We start from the raw sequence: 24,913 nt of genomic DNA on the forward strand, positions 1-24,913 counted from the left end.
GACCCCCGTCAGAAGAGGCGCCACGAAAGCGCTTTCGTAAGCGCTTTCGGTTACGATTGCACGGGATCCAGCCCCGGACAAGGGGGGTTCGCATCGTATGGCAGACCATCCTCATCCACCCCGCCTCGTCGACGTGGCCAAGGCCGCGGGGGTCTCGCTGGCGACGGCCTCCCGGGCCCTGACAGGCAGCACGGGGGTGAGTGCCCAGGTCGCCGCCCATGTCCAGGCGGTCGCGTCCCAGGTCGGTTACGTGCCCAACAGCCACGCGCGGGCGCTGGCCGGCGGGCAGGCGTCCATGGTCGGCCTGATCGTGCACGACGTCGGCGATCCCTATTTCGGGGAGATCGCGAGGGGCGTGCTGCGCGAGACCGAGAGCCGCGGTTACCTGGCGCTGATCAGCCAGACCGAGCGCGACCCGCGCGCCGAGCTGGCCAGGATCCGCGCGTTGCGGGCGCACCGGGTCACCTCGATCGTGCTGGCCGGCTCGGGCTACGTCGATGCGGGCACCGAGACCGACATCGCCACCGAGGTGCGCTCGTTCACGGCGGCGGGCGGCCGGGTGGCCGTGATCGGCCGCCATCACCTGCCCGTGGACGCGGTGCTGCCCGACAACGCGGGCGGCGGCGCCACTCTCATGCGGCACCTGCTCGACCTGGGCCACCGCCGCCTCGGCGTGCTGGGCGGCCCCGCCAACCTGACCACGGTCGAGGACCGGCTGGCCGGGCTGCGGGCGGCGCTCGGCGCGGCGGGGCTGGACCGGCGCTCGGTCCCGGTCGTGCACGGCGACTTCACCCGGGAGGGCGGCGCGGCGGCGACCGCCCGGCTGATGCGCGCGCATCCCGATCTGACGGCGGTCGTGGCGCTGAACGACCCGATGGCGGTGGGCGCGCTGTCGTGGCTGCTCGGCCACGGGCGCAGGGTGCCCGGGGAGATCTCGGTGGCCGGGTTCGACGACGTGCCGGTGGCGCGCGACGTCTATCCGGCGCTGACCACGATCAGGCTGCCCATGGTCGGCATGGGCAAGCAGGCGCTCGAACTCGTGCTCAAGCCGCCCGCCTCCCGTCCGCGCCGCCGCCGCACCTCGCACGAGCTGGTCGTACGGGCTTCCACGGCACCGCCTCGATCCTGAGGCAGCCTCCGCCGCGCTCTTGACAGCCCGATCCCCGGGGTTACGATCCGCTTCAAGGTCGATGAAAGCGCTTTCGGAAGCGCTTACGACAGCGCACCCGGCGAGAGGACCCCGGATGTCAGCCTTTCGCAGCCTCGTCCTCGCGGCCATGCTCGCCCTGGCCGTACCGATCCCCGCGCAGGCCGCCACCGGTCAGGACTGCGGCCTGGGATCCGTCAAGGTCAAGCACGTGAACGACGGGCGCAACTGGGCGCCCGTGACCCCGTCCAAATGGCAGTTCCCCGGCGACCAGGTGATCCTCGCCGAGGCCGGCGTCGCCCGGCCTGGCCCGCGCCGCCCCTTCGAGTACGCCGTGCTCAAGACCGGCCCCGAGTTCGGCTCCGTGCGGATCGACGCGGAGGTCCGCCTCGACACGCCGACCAGCGTCAGTAACCGCGACGTGATCATCGTGTTCGGCTACCGGTCGGACACCGAGTTCTACTACGTCCACCTTTCTCAGGACAACACCATCTACCCGCACAACGGGATCTTCGTCGTCAACAACGCCGACCGCCTGCGCATCGACGACCAGTGGAACGGCCAGGCAGGCGCACCGCCCGCGGTCACCGACATGGAGTGGCACCGCGTCCGCGTCACCCACTGCGTGGACACCGGCCGCATCGCGGTCTACATGGACGGCGCCACGACCCCGCTGATCACGGCCACCGACCGCACGTTCACGTCGGGCCGGGTCGGCTTCGGCTCGTTCGACAACATCGGCAGGATGCGCGACATGACCGTCAAGGGCACCCCGGCCTGCGACGCCGGCGCTGAGCACTGATCTTCCCCGAGTAACGCCCCCTCGACACCCTGGTGGTGAACAGGTATGCCGAAAACCCTCCGGTGCCTGATCGCCGCGGTGCTGGTGACCGCGTTATGCGCGCCGCCGGCAGCCGCGCAGGCCGAGCCGACCCCCGTAGACGACCCCATCCCCGAGAAGCCCACCGCGTCAAGCCTGACGCTGACGCTGGAGGAGTTCGCCTCGTTCCCGAAGAGCGAGCCGACCCCTGCCCCGACCGACTCGCGGCTGGTCCGCTGGGCCAGGATCAACTACCTGGGCGAGCTGCCGGACGGCTCGCGCCGCCTGTTCGTCAACGACCTCAACGGCAAGCTCTACTTCCTCGACAAGGGGCAGCCGCGCGAATACCTCGACGTCGGCGCGGCCTTCGCTCCCGACTTCGTCTCTGGCCGCGGCCTGGGCAGCGGGTTCGGCTTCGCCGCCTTCCACCCTGACTTCGCGACGAACGGCAAGTTCTACACGGTCCACACCGAGTGGGGCGCCGCGCTGACCACGAAGACGCCCGACCTGACACCTCAGCCGGGCACCAGGTTCCACGGCGTCATCACCGAGTGGACGGCCACCGACCCGAAGGCGGACCTCTTCTCCGGCACCCGCAGGGAGGTGCTGCGGCTCGGCTTCAGCGGCCAGGTCCACGGCCTCCAGCAGATCGACTTCAACCCGACCGCACGCCGTGGGGACAAGGACCACGGCCTGCTCTACGTCGCCTCGGGCGACGGCGGCCGCGGCGTGTCCAGCGACGACCCGCAGAACCTGGCGAACCCGTTCGGCAAGATCCTCAGGATCGACCCCACGGGCACGAACAGCGCGAACGGCAAGTACGGCATCCCCGCCTCGAACCCCTTCGCCGGCCAGTCCGGCAAGCTGGGCGAGATCTTCGCGTACGGCATGCGCGACCCCCACCGCTTCAGCTGGGACCCGCAGGCCGGCAACCGGCTGTTCCTCGGCCACATCGGCGAGCACGCCATCGAGGCCGTCTACGACGTCGGCGCCGGCGACAACCTGGGCTGGAGCGAGCGCGAGGGCCCGTTCCTGTTCAACAGGGCCGACCGCTGCCACCTCTACACGCTGCCGGACGACGACGCCCAGTACGGCTACACGTACCCGGTGGCCGCCTACGACCACGACCCGCCGCCCGGCCACTCCTGCACCTCCGACAGCGGCCACGCCATCACCGGCGGGTTCGTCTACCGCGGGCGGAAGCTGCCACTGCTGAACGGCAAGTACCTGTTCGGCGACATCGTGGACGGCCAGGTCTTCTTCACCGTCGCCGCCCGGATGAACGAGCGGTCCGGCCGCCTGGCCACCATCTACCAGCCGCGGCTGGTGGACACGACCGGCAAGCAGGTGACCATGCGGGACCTCGCCGGCAGCACCCGCGTGGACCTGCGCTTCGGCAGCGACAGCGCGGGCGAGCTGTACGTGCTGTCCAAGGCGAACGGCAAGATCTGGAAGGTCGCCAAGGCCGGCTGGACGCCGCCCGACGTGCTGCCGACCCTGCGCGACGACGTGGTGGCCGCGTACGACTTCGAGCACCCGCTGCCCGGCGACCCCGCCCAGGAGCAGGACCAGGGCCGGTCGGGCACGAACATCACGCTGGTCAACGGGGGCGCCGCCATGCGCGTGGCCGACCCGGCATACCGGGGCAGCACGTACGCGCTGCAGACCCGCCAGGTCAACCCGGCCACGGCCGGCAACGACGACTGGAAGGCCGGCGTCTACGGCGCGGACGGCGTGCCGGCGCTGCACGCGTTCAACGGCGTCAAGGGCGCCACCGTCATGGGCTGGTTCAAGATGCAGGGCGACGGGCCGGCGCTCAACTCCAACACCGCGGACCCGGCCGACCGCTTCAACGCGATCGGCCTGGCCGGGCTGCTCAGCGGCAACTCCCAGGGGCACGACGTCAGGGCCCTGCTCGAGCTCATCACGGTGAACGGCGAGCTGCGGGTCGTGGCGCTCGCCAGGCGCGTGGACGGCAGCAGCTCACAGACCTTCGCCGCGAACCGGCCCTGGCAGGAGATCCTGCCGCGCGACCAGTGGGTCTTCCTCGCCGCGACGTTCGACTTCGACACCGCGACGATGAAGCTGTTCAGGAACGGCCGCCCGCTCGACGGGTTCTACACGGTCACCGGCGACCCGTGGGGCGTCGAAGGCGATCCCGAACCCGACGTCACCTCGGCGACCGACCCGAGAGGCATCAAGATCGGCGGCAGTTACCCGCAGAACACCAGGGAGCAGAACCCCTGCGACTGCCGGATGGACGGCCTGATGTTCCTGGACAGGGTCGCCGCCCCGGGCGAGATCCAGGCCCAGTACGAGCTGGCGCGCTCCCGCTAGCCGATGGTCCGCATCTTCTTCGTCCGGTGATCGGTGAGGTGGAGGTCGCCGCCGAGTCGCTCCTTGAGCAGGTCGAGCACCTTGCGGCTGGACAACACCGTCCAGAGCTTGCCGACCAGGTGCGGGTTGTACTCGGGGGCGGCGTCCATCCAGGCGTCCTTGCCCGCCTGGCTCTTGAACGTCGTGACGAAGAACTCGCCGTCGGGGGTCTTGCAGTAACCGGTACGGATCTCCGCGGCGTTGACCTGCATCTTCGGCTTGCAGCCGACCTTGGCGGCGAGCTGCTCGACGGTGAGGGGGGCGGCGGCGCCCCGCTGTGCTGCGACATGGCCGCCTCCGCCCCCGGAGGAGGAGCAGCCGGCGGCCAGCCCGGCCAGCAGCGCGAAAGCGGCCAGACGTGGAAGTGTCGTCATGTGCGGAGGTACGCGGGCCCCCCGAACCCGGTTCATCCCATAACGGTTGGTTACTTCGGCGCCGGCGTCTGGGAGACCCTGTGGTCCATCAGGTGCAGGTCGCCGCTGAGCGGATCCTTCAGCTGCTCCAGCACCTCGAGCGGCCCCAGCACCGTCCAGCGCGGCCCGACCAGGTGCGGGTTGTACTCGGGCGCGCGGTCCATCCACTCGTCCTTGAGCTTCTCGGTCGCGAACGTGTTGACGAAGAACTGGCCGGCCTTGGTCTTGCAGTAGCCGGTACGCAGGTCGGCGGCCTCGACCTGCATCTTCGGCTTGCAGCCGACCTTGGCGGACAGCTGCTCGACGGTCAGGGGCGCGGCGGCCTTCTGGTTATCGCCTGCTGCGACGTAGTCGCCCCAGCCCCCTGAGGAGCAGCCGGCGACCAGTCCGGCCAGCAGCGCGAAAGCGGCCAGACGTGGAAATGTCGTCATGTGCGGAGGTACGCACCGAAAATCACTCCGGTTCAGCACCAGGTAAGGAGGAACCACGGTCGTTCGGGGTTGAGGAACCGGCGCACAGCCGTTGGCGCTGAGAAGGATCTTGATTGCATTGAGCTGAGGCTGCTCGTGGTCGGGGTGCCGTTAACCAACGTGGCACCAGCCGCCAAATAGGTCCTGGCGGCTGACGCCGAGTAGGCGGGCGATTGAGGAGACGGTGTTTTCCGGCCTTCGTGCGTGCCCTCCACGATGAGCTCGCGAATGAACTCCGCCAACGCGGCGAAGACGTGGAAGACGCCAGGAGCTGGGCGGCCCCCCGCCCGCTGGTGGAGCAGCTCCTCGCGGCCGACGTCCTGCTTCTGGGCGTGCCGATGTACAACTTCACCGTGCCCGCCGCGTTCAAGGCGTGGATCGACCGCGTCACCCTGCCCTGGCTGCCGCTCAAGGGGAAGTCAGCCGTGGTGCTGAGCGCGCGCGGCGGCGCCTACGGGCCCGGCACTCCCCGCGAGCACTTCGACTTCCACGAGCCCTACCTGCGCGCCTACTTCTCCGTGCTCGGACTCGATGACGTCACCTTCGTCCATGCCGAACTCACCCACGCCACAGTCATGCCCTTCCTCGCGCAGTTCCGCGACCAGCACGAGACCTCCCACACCACGGCGCCAGGCGCGGTGCACGCCCTGGCAACCCGGGTGCGCGCCGAGACGCCGTCCTGACCACGACTCCCCGAACCATCAGCGAACGAAGGCAGAAGGACAACCCACACCGTCGCAACCGTCGTCGAACGCTGCGCTGGGATTGTGTCGTGGATCACTGCTCGGTTGTCACACCGAGAGGGGCTGGCCCGTCTGGTAGCCGTAAGTGAAGTACTCCCGGCGCAGCTGCCGGGACCGACCAAGGAGTGATCATGCGGGTTCTCGTCGCGGGAGCCACCGGAGTGATCGGCGGCCAGCTGGTGCCACTGCTGTCGGTCGTGGGACACGAGGTGCTGGGACTGGTACGGCCGGGAGGTGACACCGCCTCGCTGGAGGCGGCGGGTGCGCGGGTGGTGGTCGCCGACGCGCTGGACCGGGACGGGCTGCGCACCGCAGTGCGGCAGGCCGCGCCCGACGCGGTGGTGAACATGCTCACCGCGATCCCCGCCCAGATCGACCCCAAGCATCTGGCGCGCGACTTCGCGCTGACCAACCGGCTGCGCACCGAAGGTACGAAGAACCTGATCGAGGCAGCGCCCGGAGCGCGATTGATCAGCCAGGGCCTTGCCTATACCTATCAGCCCGGCGACGGCCTGGCCGATGAGGACGCCCCGCTGTGGCGCACGGGCACGCCCAAGCAGTTCGTGCCCGTGCTGGACGCCCTGGTCGAGCTGGAACACCTGACCACCCGGGCTGGCGGGCTGGTGCTGCGGCTGGGCCACCTGTACGGGCTGGGCTCGATCTACGCCGCGGACGGATCGTTCGTCCGGCAGGTGCGGGCCGGGAAGGTGCCGCTGGTTGGCGGTGGCAACGCGGTGTTCTCCTTCATCCGCGCCGACGACGTGGCGACCGCCGTCGCCGCCGCGCTGGACAAGCCCGACGTCACCGGCGTGCTGAACATCGTCGACGACCGGCCCGCACCGGTGCGGGAATGGCTGCCGGAGCTGGCCGCGATCCTCGGCGCCCGGGCGCCGAAGAAGGCGCCCGCCGCACTGGCCCGGCTGGCGGTCGGGAGCTGGGGTGTGGCGTTCATGAACCAGCTGCGCGGCGCCGACAACTCCCGGGCCAGGCTGCGGCTGGACTGGCGTCCCCGCTACGCGTCGGTGACCGATGGGTTCGCCGCCGAGCTGGGTGGCCGAACGACCGGCGGAATGGCCCAGGCCGCATGAGCGGCGTGTCAGCGCATCCGGCAGGCCCGCCGCCGGGGCGCCCTGCGACGGCCGAGCCCAGGGAGCCGAACATGACCAGTGGCGCACGGAACGGTGCCGTCGAGCAAGGCGGCGCTGTCGAGGTTTTCGAAGAGCACCGCCGGATCCTCCTCGGCCTTGCGTACCGGCTGCTGGGCAGCATGTGGGACGCCGAGGACATGGTGCAGGATGCCTACCTGCGCTGGACGAACACCGACCGGAAGCAGGTCCGCGAGCCCCGCGCGTTCCTGATGACGGTCGTCACGCGGCTGGCCCTCGACCAGCTGCGCTCCGCGCGGGCGTCCCGCGAAGCCTACACCGGCCCGTGGTTGCCCGAACCGGTGGACGGCCGGGCGTTCGGCCCGCCCGACACAGCCGAACTGCGCGACACGCTCTCGTACGCGACGCTGCACATGATGGAGCGGCTGTCGCCGCCCGAACGCGCGGTGTTCGTACTGCGCGAGGCCTTCGACCTGCCCTACGACGAGATCGCCGAGATCCTCGGCAGCCCGTCCGCGACTTGCCGGCAGTGGCATCACCGTGCGGTGGGACGCCTGGCCGAGGGGCGCGGCCGGTTCACCCCGGCAGCCGGCGACCACACCGAGCTCCTCAGGCGTTTCCTGAGCGCCGCGCAGAACGGCGACGTGACGGCGCTGGCGGAACTGCTGGCGGAGGACGCGATCGCCTACAACGACGGCGGTGGCAAGGTGCGCGCCGCCCTGCGCCCGATCGTCGGGCGTCCTGAGGTGCTGGCGTTCGTGGCCGGGCTGATGTCCCGGTATCCGCTGGAGGAGGCCCACCTGATCGAGGCCAACGGCGAGCCCGCGATCTGGACCGTCATCGGCGGGCAGCGGCAGCTGGTCACCTTCGGCATCCGCGACGGACGCATCCACGAAATCTTCGGCATCCTCAATCCCGACAAGCTGTCGGGCGTGGGCCCGGCGAGCACAGCATGACGACTGCTGTTGGACGATCTTCCTGAGTCGGGCCGGCGGCCGGAGCCGTCCATCACCTCCACGGCCCAGTCATCGCCCACGAACAGGCGCAACGGTCCTCCCCCTTCTCGATGCCGATCACCTACAGCAGCCGCGGGAGAACCATCAGCGACCTGATCAAGCAGTGCTCACGCCCTGGCGGGCGGGCACGACGTCCATCAATCACCTCTTCCGGCCGACCGGCAGGCGCGCGATCTTTCGTCAGGACTCGATTTCAGGAACCCCACAGTGCCCACCTGCCGGCGGCTACCACCAGGAGTCTGCCGAATGGCTTACTCCCAGAACTGATTAGGAATCATCATGATGACGACAACAGCGACAACCGCTAGCCCGGCCCAGGTCACCGTGCTGGGGCTCGGTTCCATGGGTTCGGCGATCGCCCGGACCTTGCTGGAACGCGGATATCGCACGATGGTCTGGAACCGGACCGCGAGCAAGAGCGCGCCACTGGCCGACGCCGGGGCCGCGACGGCCGCGACGGCCGAAGAGGCGGTGGCGGCGAGCCCGCTTGTCGTGCTCTGCCTGCTCGACACCCCAGCGGTCGAACAGGTACTGGGCTCCATCGAGACCGCGGTCGCGGGCAAGGTGCTGGTGAACCTCACCAGTGGCTCTCCCGCCCAGGCGCGGGCGAACGAGCGCTGGGCTCGTGAACGCGGTGCCGAATACCTCGATGGCAAGATCATGGGCGATCCGCCCTACGTGGGCACGCCGCACGTCCTGTTCCCGTTCAGCGGCTCCCGCAACGCCTTTGCCGCCCATGAGCCGACGCTGCGGGAGCTGGGCACCGTCGCCTACCACGGGGAAGACGCCGGTCTGGCCGGCGTGGAGTTCATGGCGCAGGTCGCGGTGGCCTACGAGTTGCTCATCGGCTACTTGCACGCGCTGCGGCTGGTACAGGCAGAGGGCGTCGACGTGGTGGAGTTCGCCGAGCGCGTCGCCGGATCAATGCCCGCCTTCCCGGCGCTGCTGACTTCGATGGCACAGGCGGTCAAGAGCGGCGACTACCAACCGGACCTCGGTTCGCTCAACGTCCAGGCCGCGCTGATGGACGACATGATCAGCCATCGGCGATCCGTCGGCGTAGAGGCCATACGGATGCGGGAGGTCAAGGAGCTGATGGACCGCAGGATCGCCGACGGCCACGGCGATCAGGGCTTCTCAAGCCTGTTCGAGCTGCTGGCCGAGCACAGCCACGCGTAAGCCGCCCGCCCAGGGGCGGGCACGCCCCTGGACAGCGACCCACGCCGTCACGCGATGCTGTCCGCGGCCGCGCCCGCCAAGGCAGGCGCCCGCCAAGGCAGGCGCCCGCCAAGGCAGGCGCCCGCCAAGAGACAGGTGAGGGCCCGGCGTTGATGGTCTTGACCGGGACGACGAAGCGCAGCCCGTCCACCGAGGCAAGCAGCCCGCCGCCCCATGCCGCGACGATCGGCACCTTGCCCTGGTGCTCGATCACGATCGCGTTGGCCGCGGCGTGCGTCTCGGCGCGCACGTAGTTCTGGTCCACGTGCGAGAGCCGGCCGCGTCAGTGCCTCATCTCCGGCCTTGATCACCGGCGTCAATCCGACGTTGCAGGCCTCGCTGATCAGCAGCGGGGTGACGTATGGACGGGCAGGCCATTGGACACGCCGCCCCGCGCGGCTTGGGTGGGTCAGTGGGAGCGGACCACCTGGACGGGTCTTTCGGGCGGCGTCGCCTCCACCCGGACCCGCTTCCTGAACACCCAGTACGTCCACCCCTGGTAGACCAGCACGAACGGCAGCGCGATCAGCCCGATCCAGCTCAGCATCGTCAGCGTGTACGGGCCGGAGGCCGCCTCGGTCAGGGTCAGGCCGGGGAGCGGCTGGAGGCGGAGCTCCATGAAGACCGCCAGGGTGGTCAGGACGATGGCGCCGGCCGTGGCCGTGAAGGCCCAGCCCTCGCGGCGGCGCCAGATGAGCGCCGTGGCCGCGGCCAGGGAGCCCATGGCGGCCAGTGCCGGGAGCGTGCCCAGGCTCGACAGCGCGGCCACGGCCACCGGGATGGCGACCCCGCTCGCGGCCAGGGCGACGGCGCGGGCACGGCGGCGTACCGGACCCGTGGTCTTGAGTGCCAGGAAGACGGCCCCGTGCAGGGCGCACACGGCCAGGGTGAACGCGCCCCCGAGCAGGGCGGCGGGCAGGCTGTCGTACAGCAGGTCGGCGAAGATCGCGCCCCACAGGAACGCCGGGAGGACGCTGCCCACCACGATGCCGAGGTCGCACCAGCGCGGGTCGGTCACCTTGCCCCGCCACTCCAGGCCGACGCCGCGCACGATCAACCCCACCAGGACGAGCGTCACCGGCAGGTAGAACGTGCTGAACACGCCCGCGTACCAGGCGGGGAAGGCGGCGAACATGGCGCCGACGGCGGTGATCAGCCAGACCTCGTTGCCGTCCCACACCGGGCCGATGGTCTGCAGGCTCTGCCGCCGCTGCTCGGCGCTCCTGCTCACGATCGGCGCCAGCATGCCGACGCCGAAGTCGAAGCCCTCCAGCACGAAGTAGCCCGTCCAGAGGAAGGCGATGATGACGAACCACAACTCGATCATTGTCGTACCCCTCAGAACATCAGCTCAGTACATCAGCGACGGCTCGAGCCGCTCGGCCGTGGGTGCGGGCGCCTGCTCCTCGACGCCCTTGCGGACATGCCTGGTCAGCAGCACGCCTTCGGCCACCGCGAGCACGCCGTACAGGAGCGTGAGGACGGTCAGCGAGGTGGCCACCTCGGCCAGGCTCACGCCGGGCGACACGCTGGAGGCGGTGAGCAGCTCGCCCGCGACCGTCCACGGCTGGCGGCCGATCTCGCTCAGCAGCCACCCGGCGATCATCGCGGCCGGCGGCAGCGGCAGGGCCAGCAGCATCGCCCGCGACAACCACCTCGGGAACTCGCGCCTGCGCCGGGTCAGCCAGAGGCCGAGCACCGACAGGCCCACCGCGGCCATCCCGAACACGATCATCACGCGGAACGACCAGAACACGACCGGCTGGTTGGGCCGGTAGTCGCCCGGGCCGAACTGCTGCTCGAAGCGGCGCTGCAGGTCCTCGGTGCCCTGGACGGTGGCGTTGGGGTCGTGGGCGGCCAGGAAGCTCAGCACGCGGGGGATCTCGATGCCGGGCGCCACGGAGAACGCCGCGCCCGCCGTGTCGCGCTCCAGGCCCTCCGCGGAGGCCAGCTTCATGGGCTGCTGCTCGTACAGCAGCCTGGCGGACGTGTCGCCGGTGCCCGCGACGACGGCCCCCGCGATCGCCGTCATCACCAGCGCTGCCCTGGCGGCGCTGCGCCACATGGGGGCGCGCGTCCTGAGCAGCCAGTAGCCGCTCACGGCCAGCACGAAACCGCCCGCCACGACGAACGCCGCCCCGATCACGTGGGGCACCTGCGCGAGCGCCGTGGAGTTGGTGAGCACCGCCCACAGGTCGGTCATCCTGGCCTTGCCGTCCACGACCTCGTAGCCGACGGGGTGCTTCATCCAGGCGTTGGCCGCAAGGATGAAATATGCCGACAAGTTGGACCCGATGGCGGCCGCCCAGATGCACGCCAGGTGCACCTTCTTCGGCAACCGCTCCCAGCCGAAGATCCACAGCCCCAGGAACGTGGACTCCATGAAGAAGGCGAGCAACGCCTCCATGGCCAGCGGCGCGCCGAAGACGTCGCCGACGAACGTGGAGTATTCGCTCCAGTTCATCCCGAACTGGAACTCCTGCACGATGCCGGTGACCACGCCCATGGCGAAGTTGATCAGGAACAGCTTCCCGAAGAACTTCGTGAGCTTCAGGTAGTGGTCCTTCCGTGTGCGGTGCCAGGCCGTCTGGAGGCCCGCCACGAAGATCCCCAGACCGATGGTCAGGGGCACGAACAGAAAGTGGTACACGGTGGTTACCCCGAACTGCCACCGCGCCAGGTCAAGTGCGTCCATCTTCCGTCCCACTCCGTGAGCTCTACAAGCCGTAGTTCATCTACTTGAAGTAGTACTACAAGTCGTAGAGCAATGCGATGCGAGCTTGGTCACATCGCTGTCCGCCGGCTGTTGCTGCGTACCGAGAATCCCGCGCCGGACCGGTCCGGCGCGTCAGTCGCCGGGTTGATTCATCCGTACGCCCGGGGGCGGACCCTGCCGGGGCGGATGGCTACGACTGGGGTCGGGTGGCGGCGTCCAGGTACGCCTGGAGGTTGCCCAACTCGTACCCGCGGCGCTTGATCTTGTTGACGAGGATCCGGAAGTCCCCTGCCAGGTTGGGACGGAAGTGGAGGAGGAGGATGTCGCCCGGGCGGAGCCGCTTGTCGGGCACCTGGTAGGCGATCTTGCCGCCTGGCTGGACGGTGGCGGACCAGAGGAGGAGCGCCTGGATGCCGCAGCTCTTGGCGGCTCTGAGCGTGTCGGTGTTGTAGTTGCCGAACGGCGGCCTGAACAGGGTGGGCCTGGCGCCCAGTTCCTTCCTGATGATCCGGGAGGCGCCGCAGATCTCGCGGCGCTGGGCGTCGTGGGCGAGCAGGCGGAGGTTGGGGTGGGTGAGGGTGTGGTTCTCGACGGGTACGTGGGCGTCGCGGAGCTGCCGGAAATATCCCCACTTCCCGGCGCCCACGTACCTTCCGGGGCCGCCTGCCGGGTCCGGGGTGCCCCTGGCCTCGACGGCGTCGCGCATGGCGAAGGCGGTGATGGGGATGCGCCGGTCGCGCACCTGCCTGACGAAGCCCGGATCCTGCTCCCACCCGTCGTCGATGGTCAAGAAGACGACCTTGCGCTTGGTGGGGATGGAGCTGATCACCGGCGGGAGGCCGCCGGTGTGCTCGATCGGGGTCACTTCCCCCTTGCGCGGGCGCACGCCGGGCGGGGTCCGGGGGTTGGCGGTGGGTAATTCGGACGGCTCCGCGGAAGGGCCCGCGGACGGGACGCGCCGTTCCTCTGTCAGGTGTTGCCCTTATCCGCGACGTCCCGGCTGCTTAGAGTGGCGGCATGAAAGTGGCGGGTAGTGCCGTGATCGGCGTTCAGAGGGATCGGGTGTGGGCGGCGCTCCGGGATCCCGCGGTGCTGGTGCGCACCATTCCGGGGTGCGAACGCCTGGAGGAGACCGGGCCTGACACCTACCGGATGACGGTCAACGCGGGGGTCGCGTCCATCAAGGGCGTCTACCAGGGGGAGGTGGCGCTGGCCGACCCGCTGGCGCCCGAGAGCTTCACGCTCAAGGCGCGGGGTCAGGGGGCGCCAGGGACGGTGGACGCCACCGTTCTGGTACGGCTGAGCGAGGTCGAGGGCGGGACCCGGGTGGACTACGACGCCGACGCGGTGATCGGCGGGATGATCGGCGGGGTCGGGCAGCGCATGCTCGGCTCGGTGGCCAGGCGGACGGCGGGGGAGTTCTTCTCGGCCGTCGATGACCACCTGCGTGGGGCGGTCGGTGCCGGTGCGGGCGCGCCCGCTGGTGCCGGTGCCGGCGCGGGCATCCCGGCGGTCGCGGGGGCCGGGGTGCACGCGCCCGCCCAGGCGGGTGTGGCGGACCGAGCGGGCGAGGTGAGCCCTGTGGGGGGTGCTGTTTACGAGCGGCCCGCCAAGCGGCCCCGCAAGCGGCACACGGAGACACGGCCGTGGGTGATGCTGGCGTCGTTCGGGATGGGGGCTGGCATCGCGCTCACGGGCGTCGCGGTGGGCTGGCTGCTCGGCCGCGCCTCCCGGCGCCCGCGCCCATGACCACCGAGGCGCGGGCTTCCGACGTGCGGGTTTCCGACGTGCGGGCGCATGCCCTTGGCGTGCGGGCCGGCGATGCGGAGGTGCGGGCCCGGTGGCCTCTCGCGGAAAAGGATCTCCAGGCGTAGCGTGGTTTCATGCGGCAGGCACACGCTGAAGACGCACGGACCGAAGCCAGGCGAGTCGTACGCAACCTGCTGGGCGAGGAGCGCCCCACAGCCGGCACCCTGATCGCGGACGTGCGCCCGGTGCTCGGGGAGGAGCGCACCGCCCGCACCCTCGATCTGGCGCTGGGCGCCTCGCTCACCCGGCGCTCGGCCGAGCTGGCCGCCATCGCCGCGCTGCTCGTCGGCACCCGCGAGCTGGGGGCGGAGTGGTGGAGCCGGTCCAGGGGCGGCAAGCTCCCGGCCCCGGACGAGGTGGTGCGCACGGCGGTCGCGATCGAGCCGTGGACCGATCTGACCGCGCTCGAGATGCTGGCCGCCTGGATCTCCGACGACGCCGCCGACCAGATGTGGGGCCGGCCGGTCGCCGAGGTCGATCTCAATTCGTGGCAGGCCGAGGACCGGTTCGAGCTGCCGGCGGGAGTGAAGCCGGGGCAGCGGCTGGTCGTCCACTTCGACGCCGGCGGGCGGCTGGACGCGGTCGTCACCCGGCGGCCCGACGACGAGCTCGGGTCCAACCTCGACTTCCACTCCCTGCGCTACTCCCGGCCCGCCGAGGCCCAGTGGAGCTGGGGCGTGGCGGCCGGGCTCGGGCCGCACCGGCTGCCCGGTGAGGACCCCGACCCCTACGCCCGCGAGGTCCCGGCCGCCGCCGTGGGGATCCTGCGTGCCTGGGCGTTGCGGCACGGCGCCACCCGCGAGCAGCTCGGCGAGCGGTGGGAGACGGTCGGCGACGTGGTGGCCGCCATCGAGCGGGTGGACTGGATGTGGCGCAGCGGCGAGTGGTTCGGGTGGTGGCGCGGCGCGTCGGCGCTGGTGGACGACTCGGCGTACCTGCCTTACCGGCTGGAGGAACTGGCCGCAGGATAGGAATCAGTGGCGGCCCCGGGCGGTTGCCCATATGCGTGAAGGTGGAAATTTTCTCCGACGTCGTATGCCCCTGGTGCTATATCGGGCACACCAGGTTCGCCAAGGCCGCCGAACGGTTCCGCGCCAAGGGCGGCACGATCGACGTGACGATGCGCCCGTACCAGCTCAATCCCGACGCCCCGGCGGAGGGCGAGCCGCTGATCCCCTCGCTGGAGCGGAAGTTCGGGCCGAACGCCGGCCAGATGGTCCGGCGGGTCGTCGACACCGCCGCCGGCGACGGGCTGACGCTCGACTTCGACCACGCGGTGAGCGCCAACACGTTCGAGGCGCACCGCCTGATCGAGGTGGCCGAGCGGCAGGGGCGCGGCAAGGAGATGGCCGAGCGGCTGTTCCGGGCACACTTCACCGACGGGCTCAACGTGGGGGACCCGGACGTCCTGGCCAAGCTGGCCGCCGAGGTCGGGGTCGAGGACGGCGGCGAGGGCGCCGACCAGGTGCGCGAGCAGATCGACCGGGCGCGGGCGCTCGGGATCAGCGGGGTGCCGCTGTTCCTGTTCGAGGGCAAGTACGCGGTGTCGGGCGCCCAGCCGGAGGAGGCCTTCGCGGCGGCGATCGACGAGGTGGCGGAGCGGACCGGCCAGACGCCGATCACCCAGCTGGCCGCCCCGGCCGACGGGTGCGACGACGACGGATACTGCGCCGTGTGAGAATCATGACGTGTCGCGACGTCGCCGCCTCGGCTACCTGCTCAAGCACGCCAACCTGCGCCTGGCGGAGCTGACGGGCCCGGCGCTGGAGCCGTACGGGATCGACGGGCGTGAGTTCGCGGTGCTGTCGGTGCTCGGCACGCGGGAGCCGCTCTCCCAGCTGGCGGCCGCGCAGCGGCTGGGCATCGACAGGACGACGATGGTCGCCCTGCTGGACGGGCTGGAGCGGAAGAAGCTCGTCGGGCGCCGGCCGCACCCCGGCGACCGGCGCAAGAACATGGTGGAGCTGACGGAGCAGGGCCGGGAGGTGCTCGACGGGGCCACGCGCGCCGTGGAGGCGGCCGAGGAGGCGTTCCTCGCCGCCCTGCCGGGCGACGACGCGCGGCTACTCAGACAGCTGCTGGACCGCCTGGTCTGAGCCCTCGCCGAGGTGGCCGGAGCGGTGGTGGCGGCGGCAGAGGACCTGGTAGCGCACGGGCGAGGCGTCGGTGTCGCCGATCACGACCTGCTCGCCCGTACGGGCCATCGCCCCGCCCACCACCCGGGCGTTGAGCTGCCCGGGACGCCCGCACCAGCACAGCACCTCGACCTGCAGCCGGCACACCTCGTCCGCCAGCTCGAACAGCCGCTGCGCCGCCGGGAACATCACCGACCTGAAGTCCGAGGCCAGCCCGAACGCGTACACGTCCACGCCGTGCTCGTCCACCAGGTCCGCGAGCTGCTCGATCTGCTGGACGGTGTAGAAGCAGGCCTCGTCGCAGATGAGATAGTCGATGCGGTCGTGGGAGGTGACCAGCCGTACGAGGTCGAGCGAGTCCTCCACCTCGATCGCGTCGAGACCGAGCCCGATCCGGCTGGTGACCTTGGGGCCGCCCGAGCGGTCGTGCTTGGTCAGCACCAGGCCGCGCCTGCCCTGACGGCCGTGGTTGTAGTTCATCTGGAGCGCCAGGGTGGACTTCCCGCAGTCCATGGGGCCGAAGAAGAACTTGAGCACGGCATCCCTTGCCCCAGAGGGCACGGCGGACAAGGCAGACAGTTCGGTCACGGGGGGCCAGCTTAGTGGCTTGGCTTGTTCCACGACCTCGTGGGACATTTCTCCTCTGGAGTAAGCAGCAGGAACAATGGTCACCGGCCAACCGAGGAGCCATGCATAGCGTCCGTATCGGAGTGGACACCGGGGGAACCTTCACCGACGTGGTGGCGGTGGACGAGGAGACCGGTGAGATCCTCAGCACCAAGACCCCTTCGACGCCCGCCAACCCGGCGGACGGGTTCGTCGCGGGAATCGGGAAGCTCGGCGCCCTCGACGTCGGGTCGATCGTCCATGGCACCACGGTGGCCACGAACCAGCTGCTCGAAGACCGGATCTCCAACCTCGGGTTCATCACGACCGAGGGCTTCGAGTTCGTCCTGGAGATCGCCAGGCAGAGCGTGCCCGACGGCTACGGCAACTCCTATTTCTGGGTCAAGCCGCCGAGAATCGTTCCTGCGCACCTGGTCAAGACCGTCGGCGGGCGGCTCGACCACCAGGGCGAGGAGGTGCGGCCGTTCTCAGAGGAGCAGGCCGTCGAGGTGGCCCGCTGGTTCAAGGCCAAGGGCGTCACGGCGATCGGGGTCTGCTTCCTGCACTCCTACGCCAACCCCGAGCACGAGCGCCGCATGCGCGAGGTGCTCTGGCGCGAGCACCCGGAGGCGGTGATCTCGCTGTCGAGCGACGTGCTGCGCGAATACCGGGAGTACGAGCGCTCGGTCACCACCCTCGTGGACGCCGCCGTCAAGCCCGCGATGCGCGGCTACATCGCGAACCTGTCCAACCGCCTCGGCAAGCCGTTCTCGGTCATGAAGTCCAACGGCGGCATCCTGTCCGCCCGCGAGGTCGTCAACCAGCCGATCACCACCGTCCTGTCGGGCCCGGCGGCGGGGGCGCTCGGCGCGGCGCTCATCGCCTCCACGGCGGGGCACCAGTCGGTGATCACGCTGGACGGCGGCGGCACCTCGACGGACGTGGCCGTGGTGATCGACGGCGAGCCCTCCATCACCACCGAGGGCGCGGTCGGCCGCTATCCCTGCAAGATCCCGATGATCGACATCATCACCGTCGGCGCGGGCGGCGGCTCGATCGCGTGGATCTCGCCCGAGGGCACGCTCAAGGTCGGCCCCAGGTCCGCGGGCGCCGACCCCGGGCCCATCTGCTACGGCAGGGGCGGCACGGAGGTGACGGTCACGGACGCGCACGTGTTCCTGGGCCGGATCCCGCCCCACCTGCTCGGCGGCGAGATCCCGCTGGACGCCGACGCCGCGCGCGGCGGGATCGAGGCGCTGGCGGACAAGCTCGGCCTCACCCCCGAGCGCACGGCGACCGGCATCCTGGAGATCAGCGCGTTCAACCAGAGCAACGCGATCAGGCAGCTCACCGTCAAGCGCGGGCTCGACGTGCGGGACTTCCCCTTGGTGACGTTCGGCGGCTCCGGGCCGCTGCTGGCGTGCCGGCTGATCGACATCCTCGGCCTGCCGGCCGTCGTCATCCCCCGCGACCCCGGCAACGTCTCGGCGTTCGGGCTGCTCACGGTGGACGTCAAGAACGACTACGTCCGTACGTACGTCACCCGCGAGCTGTCGCTCGGCAAGGCGGTCGAGATCTTCCACGACCTGGAACATCAGGCGGGCGAGGCCCTCGACCGGGAGGGCTTCGCCGACCCGGTCTACCTGCGCAGTGCCGACCTGCGGTACTACGGCCAGGCCTACGAGGTCAGCGTGCCGGCGCCGGCGGGCGAGATCGACGACGACTGGCAGGCCGAGGTGATCGACCGCTTCCACGAGGCCCACGAGAAGCTGTACGGGTACGCGTACCGGGATGATCCCCGCCACGGCGTCGAATGGGTCAACCTGCGCGTCTCCGGCATCGGCCCCATCACCCGCCCGGCCATCCGCCGCCTGGAGAGCCCCGGCGAGGGCGCCACCTCGGTACGCCCGGTGCACTTCGACGAGACCCGCGACACCCCCATCCACCAGCGCTCCGCCCTCGGCCCCGGCGCCCTGGTCGAGGGGCCGGCGGTGATCGAGGAGTACGGCTCGACGATCCCCATCCACCCAGGCTTCACCGCGAAGGTGGACGAGTACGGAAATGTGGAGATAAAGCGTGACTGATCCGATTTTGGTGGAGATCGTCGAGGGCACGCTGGCGTCCGTCGAGAAGGAGGTCGAGACGGCCATCGCCCGCACGGCCCGCTCGCCGATGATCCGCGACGCGCACGACTTCCGCGCGGGCATCCACGACGTACGGCTGCGCAAGCTCACCGGCCGCTCCTACAGCGCGCTCGTCCAGCCGGTCGTGCGCGACTTCCCCGTCGAGACGATGAAGCCGGGCGACGTCTACTTCCACAACGACGTCTACCTCTCCGAGGGCGGCATCGGCCACCTGCCCGACCTGTGCGTGACCGTGCCCGTCTTCCACGAGGGCGCCGTCGTCGCGTTCGTGCAGGCGTTCGGGCACCACGACGACATCGGCGGGTCCGTGCCCGGCTCCATGCCCTCGCACGCCAGGTCGGTCTTCGAAGAGGGCCTGATGGTGCCGCCGATCAAGCTGTGGGACCAGGGCGTGCCGAACGAGGCGGCGCTGCGCATCATGACCCGCAACTCCCGCATGCCCGACTCGCTCGCGGGCGACCTCGACGCCGAGTGTTCGGCCTGCCTGATGGGTGCGCGGCGGCTGGGCGAGCTGTTCGAGCGGTACGGCAGGCAGGCCGTCGAGGAGTGCTTCGACGCGATCATCTCCAAGACCACCGAGACGTTCCGCAGGGAGCTGCTGGCCAAGATCCCCGAGGGCACGTACGTGTGGGAGGACTACGCCGAGCACGACGGCGTGGAAGAGCCACGGCTGCACGCCCAGCGCATCACGCTCACCGTGGACCACTCGGCCGACTCTCCGCTCACGATCGACTTCACCGGCACGTCGCCGCAGGCCAAGGGGCCGATCAACCACGCGGGCGACTACGCGGGCGGAGTGTTCCTGAAGAAGTGGCTGGCCCCGGTGCTGCGCAACCTGGCCGACACGCCCGAGCGCATGGCCGAGCTGGACGTCAACGAGGGCGTCGTGCCCCTCATCAAGATGATCTTCCCGGAGAAGGGCACCCTGCTCACGCCGGTCTTCCCCGCCCCGACGAACGCCCGCACGTTCGTCATCCTGCGCCTGCTCGGCGTGCTCGCCGGCGTGCTGGCCAAGGCGACGGGCGGGCGCATGCCGGCCGACCAGGAGACCATCCGCTACACCGGCGTGTACGGCACCGACGCCGACGAGCAGCCGTACCTGATGCGCGAGGTCCTCGGGGGCGGCTCCGGCGGGCGCTGGTACGCCGACGGCGAGGACACCATCCACGTCGTGCCCGACTCGCGCAACATCCCCGTGGAGTTCGCCGAGGCGCGCTGGCCGTTCCTGGTGGAGCGGCTGGCGCTGGCCTGCGACTCCGGCGGGCCCGGGATGTTCAGGGGCGGGCTGGGCTACGACAAGCACATCAGGATGCTCAGGGACGCCTCGTACATGTCCATCGCCGACCGCTCGATCCTGTCCTGCTGGGGCGTCAACGGCGGGCTCGCCGGGCGGCCGTTCCGGGTGGAGATCGCGGGCAAGGAGATGGAGGGGCTGGTCGACGACCACCCGGTGCAGGCCGGCGAGCTGATCCGCATCCGTACCACCGGGGGCGGAGGCTGGGGCTCCCCGTACGACCGGGATCCCCGGGCGGTGGCGGCCGACGTGCGGGACGGGAAGGTGTCGATCGCGGGCGCGCTGGGGGACTACGGCGTGGTCCTGGACGGCGACCGCATCGACGAGCAGGCCACCGCCGAGCTCCGCGCCCGCCTGCGCCCTCCGGCCGACCGCTTCTTCGACCGGGGGCCGGGGTATGCGAAGTTGTCAGGCGGACGGGCGTTCGCCGAGGTGGACGACCTGTAGAGGAGCCCGAATCGTGCGTATTGTCCTCGCTGGGCTCGCCACCAGCCATCCGTACACCGATGCCCGCACCCTGACCCGCCACGCCGAACTGGTGGTGTGGGAGCAGGACCCCGAGCGGCTGCGGCGCTTCACCGACGAGCATCCGGCGGCGAAGGTGGCAGGCAGCCTCGGCGAGGCGCTGGCCACCGGGCCCGACGGCGTGGTGCTGACCGTGCCCAACCCGCAGGTGCCCGAGGCCCTGGCACGCGTGCTGGAGACCGGCGTGGCCTGCTTCGTGAACAAGCCTGCCGCCGCCAGCAGGGCCCAGCTCGACGCGCTCGACCGGCTGCCGATCCACGAGCGGGTGCTGTCGAGCTCGGTGCTGAGGTTCGCTCCCGCGTTCGCCGGGAGCCGGGTCGATCCCGGCGAGGTGCTGGCCGTGCGGGCCACCGTGCGGCACGACGTGGGGCTGTGGGCCGACGGCTACAACGCCTGGCAGGACACGCCGGGCGAGGGCGGCGGGACCATGGTGACCATGGGCATCCACGGCGTGGAGCTGCTGGTCGCGCTGCTGGGACCGGACGTGCGGCTGGTGGGCGCCGCCGGGGCCAAGCGGCACTACCAGGGCCTGCGCTCCGAGGACACCGGCGTGATGGCGCTGCGGTGGGGGAGCGGGGTCACGGGGACGGTCGAGATCCTCGGCGTCTCCGAAGGCGAGTCCTACGCCGTCACCCTGCACGGGCGCGACGGCTCCGACACGATCGTGATCGAGAGCGGCGACGACCCGCTCAAGGGGCTCGGGTACGAGGGCACCATCGACGCGTTCCTCTCCATGGTGCGCGGCGCGCCCAGCCCGGTGCCGTGGGAGCAGACGAGGGCCATCCTCGAGGTGCTGGTCGCCGCCCGCGAGGTCGCCTGACCCAGTTGTCCTGCCTGTACCCGTTGACAGCCGAAGTCCGCCACAGTTACGGTCTGGACCGTAAATAACGGACGGAGGAGATACGCGCGTGCGCACGACAGCGGAACTCGAGGAGCGCCTTGCGCGGCCCAGCGCCGGGCTCGTGGACGATCTGGCCGGGCTCGACGGCGACATCCTGATCCTGGGCGCCGGCGGCAAGCTGGGGCCGAGCCTGGTGCGGCTGGCGCTCAACGCCACCCAGGGCAGCCGGCGGATCATCGCCGTCTCGCGCTTCTCCGAGCCGGGGCTCGCCGAGGCGCTGGCCAAGGACGGCGCGACGGTGGTCTCCGCCGACGTGGCCGACGAACGTGCGCTGCGGGACCTGCCCGACGCGCCGAACGTCGTCTTCCTGGTCGGCGCCAAGTTCGGCACGCAGGGGCGTGAGCACGCCACCTGGTTCACCAACGCGTACCTGCCAGGGCGGGTCGCCGACCGGTTCAGGGACAGCAGGATCGCCGCCCTGTCCACCGGGAACGTCTACCCGCTCGTCCCTGTCACCAGTGGCGGCAGCACGGAGGACTCGCCGGCGGGGCCCGTGGGCGACTACGCCATGAGCTGCCTGGGCCGCGAGCGGGTGCTGACGCACTTCGCCGAGACGTACGGCACGCCGATGTCGCTGATCCGCCTCAACTACGCGGTGGAGCTGCGTTACGGCGTGCTCGTCGACCTGGCGCAGAAGGTGCTCGCCGGGGAGCCCGTCGACCTGTCGACGGGGCAGGTGAACGTGGTCTGGCAGGGCTACGCCAACGAGGTGACGCTCCGGTCGCTGGCGCTGGCCGCCACGCCGCCGTACGTCCTGAACGTCACCGGTCCCGAGCTGCTCTCGGTGCGCCAGATCGCGCTGGCCCTCGGCGCGGCGCTGGGCAAGGAGCCGGTGTTCACCGGCGAGGAGGCGCCGACCGCGCTGCTGTCGAACGCGGGGCGCTGCCACCGCCTGTTCGGCTATCCGGACCTCACGCCCGCCGAGCTCATCGAGCACACCGCGCGCTGGGTGGCGGACGGCGGACCGCTGCTCGGCAAGCCCACCAAGTTCGAACGGCGTGACGGCCGCTTCTGATCGGACTCCGGCACGCGGGGCGTCACCCGCGTGCCTCACCAATGACCAAAGGGGGACCTCACGTGCTCAGCACGGCTCCAGAGGCGCAGACGTCCGTGCGCGACCTGTTCAGGCGTGGCCTGGTGATCCCGGCGCACCCGCTCGCGCTCACCGAGGACAGGAAGCTGGACGAGCGCCGCCAGCGGGCGCTGACCCGCTACTACGTCGAGGCGGGCGCGGGCGGGCTGGCGGTGGGCGTCCACACGACGCAGTTCGCCATCCACGGCACCGGCCTGCTGCCGCCCGTGCTCGAGCTGGCCGCGAGCACCGCCGGGGAGTTCGACCGCGAGGTGGTGCTGGTGGCCGGGGCCACCGGGCCCAAGGCCCAGGCGGTGGCGGAGGCGGAGCTCGCCAGGTCGCTCGGCTATCACATGGTGCTGCTCAGCCCTTACCGGGAGCTCGACGAGAACGGGCTCATCGAGCGGGCCAGGGCGGTGGGCGAGGTGCTGCCGGTGATCGGCTTCTACCTGCAGCCGGCGGTGGGCGGGCGCCCCTTGTCCCGAAATTTCTGGACACGTTTGGCTGCGGTGGAGTCCGTGGTGGGCATCAAGGTCGCCCCCTTCGACCGGTACCGCACGCTCGACGTCCTGCACGGCGTCGTACGCGCGGGGCGGGCCGGGGAGGTGGCGCTCTACACCGGCAACGACGACCACATCCTGGCCGACCTCATCACCACGCACCGGGTGGTGGTGGACGGGCGCGAGGTGGACGTCGAGTTCGTCGGCGGGCTGCTCGGCCAGTGGGCGGTGTGGGTGCGGCGGGCCGTGGGGCTGCTGGAGGAGGCCAAGCTCGCCCGGGGCGGTGACGACTCGGCGGTACGGCGGCTGCTCACGCTGGACGGCCACCTGACGGACGCCAACGCGGCCATCTTCGACTCGGCCAACGGGTTCCACGGGTGCATCCCCGGGATCCACGAGGTGCTGCGCCGCCAGGGGCTGCTGGCGGGGCGCTGGTGCCTCGACCCCGACGAGGAGCTGTCTCCCGGGCAGCTGGACGAGATCGACCGGATCTGGGGCGCGTACCCGTGGCTCCGGGACGACGACTTCGTCGCCGCCGGCCTCGACCGCTGGCTCGCCTGACCGGCGCGGGTGGGCGGTGCCGGTGGTGGGGCGTGTCGTGCGGGCGGGCGCCGGCGCGCGGGGCGGTGCGCTCGCGCGGCAGGCCCGAGCCGGACGGGCCCGCTCAGATGGTGAGGCGGTAGAGGGTCAGGGGGCGGCCGCTGGAGCCGCTGGTGAGGTTGCCCGTGCGCTCGGCCAGTCCCGCCAGCTCCAGCCGGTGGAGCATGCGCCGGGCCGTGCGTTGCTGGACGCCCAGGCGGTCGGCGATCTCGCGGGTGGTCAGCGGCTCGTCCCCGGCCGCCGCCCGAGCCTCCAGGAGCTTCTCCAGCGTGGGCACCGACAGGCCGACGCGACGCGCGATGACCGGGAGGTTCTGCGTGCCTGCCGGGGCCGAGGTGACCGACTCCAGGACGATGTCCGTGTCCGCGCGCAGCGACAGGACCGCGGCGACCTCGCCGATGCGGCGGGCCCTGGCGAGGGCGCGGCGGGCCAGGCTCTCGGCCTCCGCCGCGCTGCGGCCGAGGCCGAAACCGACGCGTACCAGGTCGTTCTGGGCGGCCAGCCGCGCCAGCATGGGCAGCCCCGTGAAGCCGCCCGTGGCGTCGTGCAGCGGGCCGCGGGTGGTCACCAGCAGGTGCGTGCCGCCGCGGAAGGCCGCCAGGGTGCCGCCGAGCGCCGTGGCCTCGCGCAGCAGCCCCTCCTCGTTGGCCACCTCGATCAGCCCGAGCGCGATCTGGGCGTCCTCCTGTGCCTGTCCCTCGGCGGTCAGCATGAGCTGGCGCAGCGCCACCCGTACCGAGTGGACGGACGGGACCAGGCGCAGCACGTTCAGCTCGTCGCGGAGGGCCTCGTGCACGGAGCTCAGGCAGGTGATCACCGCGTGGGCGGGGCTCTTCCGGTGGAAGGCGACGGCCTTCTTGGAGGTCATCTCCGGCCGGTACGGGAGCGTGCGCAGGCCGGCGGTCGGCAGCCCGGCCTCGTCGAAGGTGGCGTTGACGTCGGCGGCGGAAAGCGTGTCGATCGACAGCCGGGTGACGTCCTGGCCCTGGCGCTGGAGGCGTACCAGGGCGCTGAGCAGGGTCGCGCCCGAGTAGTCGACGAACGCCGCAGGACGGGTGAGCGCCTCGGCGTCGCGGGAGAGCATGTAGGGCACTATGCCGGTGAACAGCCAGCCCTCGACGGCGGAGGCGTGCGCCTCGACGATCGCGGGCGCCTGCGACTCGTGGTCGTAGTCGAGGCGCAGCGTGCTGACGCCGGGCTGCTCCTCGCAGACGGCCGCGACGTCGTCGACCAGGTCATGCGGTCCGACGACCCCGATGACGATTCCCACCCACGCCTCCCTCTCGCTATTTTCGGTCAAGA

The 24,913-nt window shown here is 71.0% G+C and carries 23 protein-coding genes and 1 pseudogene; 16 read left to right on the top strand and 8 right to left on the bottom strand.

What is annotated here, in order from left to right; all coding sequences use genetic code 11:
* Window positions 1–97 precede the first annotated feature (97 nt).
* The 3 genes from ACIBVN_RS05415 (at window position 98) to ACIBVN_RS05425 (ending at window position 4,304) form a co-directional block, all read left to right on the top strand.
* Window positions 98–1,129: a LacI family DNA-binding transcriptional regulator gene (locus ACIBVN_RS05415; RefSeq protein WP_397132930.1), complete on the top strand. Its 1,032-nt coding sequence runs from the start codon at window positions 98–100 to the stop codon at window positions 1,127–1,129.
* Window positions 1,130–1,244: 115 nt separating this feature from the next.
* Window positions 1,245–1,949, top strand: a complete 705-nt coding sequence (locus ACIBVN_RS05420; protein ID WP_397132932.1) for a hypothetical protein — start codon at window positions 1,245–1,247, stop codon at window positions 1,947–1,949.
* Window positions 1,950–1,994: 45 nt separating this feature from the next.
* Window positions 1,995–4,304: a PQQ-dependent sugar dehydrogenase gene (locus ACIBVN_RS05425; RefSeq protein WP_397132934.1), complete on the top strand. Its 2,310-nt coding sequence runs from the start codon at window positions 1,995–1,997 to the stop codon at window positions 4,302–4,304.
* On the opposite strand, the gene ACIBVN_RS05430 is transcribed toward ACIBVN_RS05425, so the two are convergent.
* The gene (locus tag ACIBVN_RS05430) at window positions 4,301–4,717 is read right to left on the bottom strand and encodes a hypothetical protein (protein ID WP_397132936.1); all 417 of its coding nucleotides are present in this window, start codon (window positions 4,715–4,717) and stop codon (window positions 4,301–4,303) included. The genes ACIBVN_RS05425 and ACIBVN_RS05430 overlap by 4 nt on opposite strands.
* 50 nt (window positions 4,718–4,767) lie before the next feature.
* On the bottom strand, window positions 4,768–5,187 hold the full coding sequence (locus tag ACIBVN_RS05435; protein ID WP_397132938.1) for a hypothetical protein: 420 nt from the start codon (window positions 5,185–5,187) through the stop codon (window positions 4,768–4,770).
* Between the two features lie 293 nt (window positions 5,188–5,480).
* Between ACIBVN_RS05435 and ACIBVN_RS05440 the strand changes: the two genes are divergently transcribed.
* From ACIBVN_RS05440 to ACIBVN_RS05455, 4 genes are all read left to right on the top strand, one after another.
* Window positions 5,481–5,909 carry an FMN-dependent NADH-azoreductase gene (locus ACIBVN_RS05440; protein ID WP_397132940.1) on the top strand — a complete coding sequence of 143 codons (429 nt, stop codon included), beginning with the start codon at window positions 5,481–5,483 and terminating at the stop codon, window positions 5,907–5,909.
* Between the two features lie 191 nt (window positions 5,910–6,100).
* Entirely contained in the window at window positions 6,101–7,057 is a 957-nt protein-coding gene (locus tag ACIBVN_RS05445) for an NAD-dependent epimerase/dehydratase family protein (protein ID WP_397132942.1), read from the top strand.
* 71 nt (window positions 7,058–7,128) lie between these two features.
* Window positions 7,129–8,031 carry an RNA polymerase sigma-70 factor gene (locus ACIBVN_RS05450; protein ID WP_397132944.1) on the top strand — a complete coding sequence of 301 codons (903 nt, stop codon included), beginning with the start codon at window positions 7,129–7,131 and terminating at the stop codon, window positions 8,029–8,031.
* A gap of 339 nt (window positions 8,032–8,370) precedes the next feature.
* Window positions 8,371–9,270, top strand: a complete 900-nt coding sequence (locus tag ACIBVN_RS05455) for an NAD(P)-dependent oxidoreductase (protein ID WP_397132946.1) — start codon at window positions 8,371–8,373, stop codon at window positions 9,268–9,270.
* Window positions 9,271–9,403: 133 nt separating this feature from the next.
* On the opposite strand, the pseudogene ACIBVN_RS05460 reads toward ACIBVN_RS05455, so the two are convergent.
* From ACIBVN_RS05460 to ACIBVN_RS05475, 4 genes and pseudogenes are all read right to left on the bottom strand, one after another.
* Window positions 9,404–9,719: pseudogene (locus tag ACIBVN_RS05460) on the bottom strand (Tn3 family transposase); the annotation flags it as partial.
* The gene (gene cydB, locus ACIBVN_RS05465) at window positions 9,719–10,636 is read right to left on the bottom strand and encodes a cytochrome d ubiquinol oxidase subunit II (protein ID WP_397132948.1); all 918 of its coding nucleotides are present in this window, start codon (window positions 10,634–10,636) and stop codon (window positions 9,719–9,721) included. The pseudogene ACIBVN_RS05460 and the gene cydB, both read right to left, overlap by 1 nt.
* Before the next feature lie 24 nt (window positions 10,637–10,660).
* A complete protein-coding gene (locus tag ACIBVN_RS05470; RefSeq protein WP_397132950.1) occupies window positions 10,661–12,004 on the bottom strand; it encodes a cytochrome ubiquinol oxidase subunit I in 1,344 nt (447 codons plus the stop codon).
* Window positions 12,005–12,215: 211 nt separating this feature from the next.
* A complete protein-coding gene (locus ACIBVN_RS05475) occupies window positions 12,216–12,890 on the bottom strand; it encodes a polysaccharide deacetylase family protein (RefSeq protein ID WP_397132952.1) in 675 nt (224 codons plus the stop codon).
* Window positions 12,891–13,042: 152 nt separating this feature from the next.
* Here ACIBVN_RS05475 and ACIBVN_RS05480 point away from each other — a divergent pair, with 152 nt between their 5' ends.
* The 4 genes from ACIBVN_RS05480 (at window position 13,043) to ACIBVN_RS05495 (ending at window position 15,930) form a co-directional block, all read left to right on the top strand.
* A complete protein-coding gene (locus tag ACIBVN_RS05480) occupies window positions 13,043–13,774 on the top strand; it encodes a carbon monoxide dehydrogenase subunit G (protein ID WP_397132954.1) in 732 nt (243 codons plus the stop codon).
* Between the two features lie 134 nt (window positions 13,775–13,908).
* On the top strand, window positions 13,909–14,805 hold the full coding sequence (locus ACIBVN_RS05485; protein ID WP_397132956.1) for a hypothetical protein: 897 nt from the start codon (window positions 13,909–13,911) through the stop codon (window positions 14,803–14,805).
* Between the two features lie 35 nt (window positions 14,806–14,840).
* Window positions 14,841–15,512, top strand: a complete 672-nt coding sequence (locus ACIBVN_RS05490) for a DsbA family protein (protein WP_397132958.1) — start codon at window positions 14,841–14,843, stop codon at window positions 15,510–15,512.
* A 10-nt stretch (window positions 15,513–15,522) separates the two neighbouring features.
* Window positions 15,523–15,930 (top strand): MarR family winged helix-turn-helix transcriptional regulator, encoded by a 408-nt coding sequence (locus tag ACIBVN_RS05495; protein WP_397132960.1) that lies wholly within the window; start codon window positions 15,523–15,525, stop codon window positions 15,928–15,930.
* Here ACIBVN_RS05495 and ACIBVN_RS05500 read toward each other — a convergent pair.
* Window positions 15,898–16,557, bottom strand: coding sequence for a thymidine kinase (locus ACIBVN_RS05500; RefSeq protein WP_397132962.1), 660 nt, complete (start codon window positions 16,555–16,557; stop codon window positions 15,898–15,900). The genes ACIBVN_RS05495 and ACIBVN_RS05500 overlap by 33 nt on opposite strands.
* A 101-nt stretch (window positions 16,558–16,658) precedes the next feature.
* Between ACIBVN_RS05500 and ACIBVN_RS05505 the strand changes: the two genes are divergently transcribed.
* The 5 genes from ACIBVN_RS05505 (at window position 16,659) to ACIBVN_RS05525 (ending at window position 23,572) form a co-directional block, all read left to right on the top strand.
* Window positions 16,659–18,659, top strand: a complete 2,001-nt coding sequence (locus ACIBVN_RS05505) for a hydantoinase/oxoprolinase family protein (protein ID WP_397132964.1) — start codon at window positions 16,659–16,661, stop codon at window positions 18,657–18,659.
* Complete coding sequence (locus tag ACIBVN_RS05510; protein ID WP_397132966.1) at window positions 18,652–20,460, top strand: hydantoinase B/oxoprolinase family protein; 1,809 nt, start codon at window positions 18,652–18,654, stop codon at window positions 20,458–20,460. The genes ACIBVN_RS05505 and ACIBVN_RS05510 overlap by 8 nt, the downstream gene beginning before the upstream one ends.
* Before the next feature lie 13 nt (window positions 20,461–20,473).
* Entirely contained in the window at window positions 20,474–21,358 is an 885-nt protein-coding gene (locus ACIBVN_RS05515; RefSeq protein WP_397132968.1) for a Gfo/Idh/MocA family protein, read from the top strand.
* Window positions 21,359–21,446: 88 nt separating this feature from the next.
* Window positions 21,447–22,454 (top strand): NAD-dependent epimerase/dehydratase family protein, encoded by a 1,008-nt coding sequence (locus ACIBVN_RS05520; protein WP_397132970.1) that lies wholly within the window; start codon window positions 21,447–21,449, stop codon window positions 22,452–22,454.
* A 62-nt stretch (window positions 22,455–22,516) separates the two neighbouring features.
* The gene (locus ACIBVN_RS05525) at window positions 22,517–23,572 is read left to right on the top strand and encodes a dihydrodipicolinate synthase family protein (RefSeq protein WP_397132972.1); all 1,056 of its coding nucleotides are present in this window, start codon (window positions 22,517–22,519) and stop codon (window positions 23,570–23,572) included.
* Window positions 23,573–23,675: 103 nt separating this feature from the next.
* Here the strand turns inward: ACIBVN_RS05525 and ACIBVN_RS05530 are convergent, their stop codons facing one another.
* Window positions 23,676–24,911: a hypothetical protein gene (locus ACIBVN_RS05530; RefSeq protein ID WP_397132974.1), complete on the bottom strand. Its 1,236-nt coding sequence runs from the start codon at window positions 24,909–24,911 to the stop codon at window positions 23,676–23,678.
* Window positions 24,912–24,913: the final 2 nt, after the last annotated feature.

This window comes from Nonomuraea sp. NPDC049400 (assembly GCF_044466425.1).
Classification (GTDB): domain Bacteria; phylum Actinomycetota; class Actinomycetes; order Streptosporangiales; family Streptosporangiaceae; genus Nonomuraea.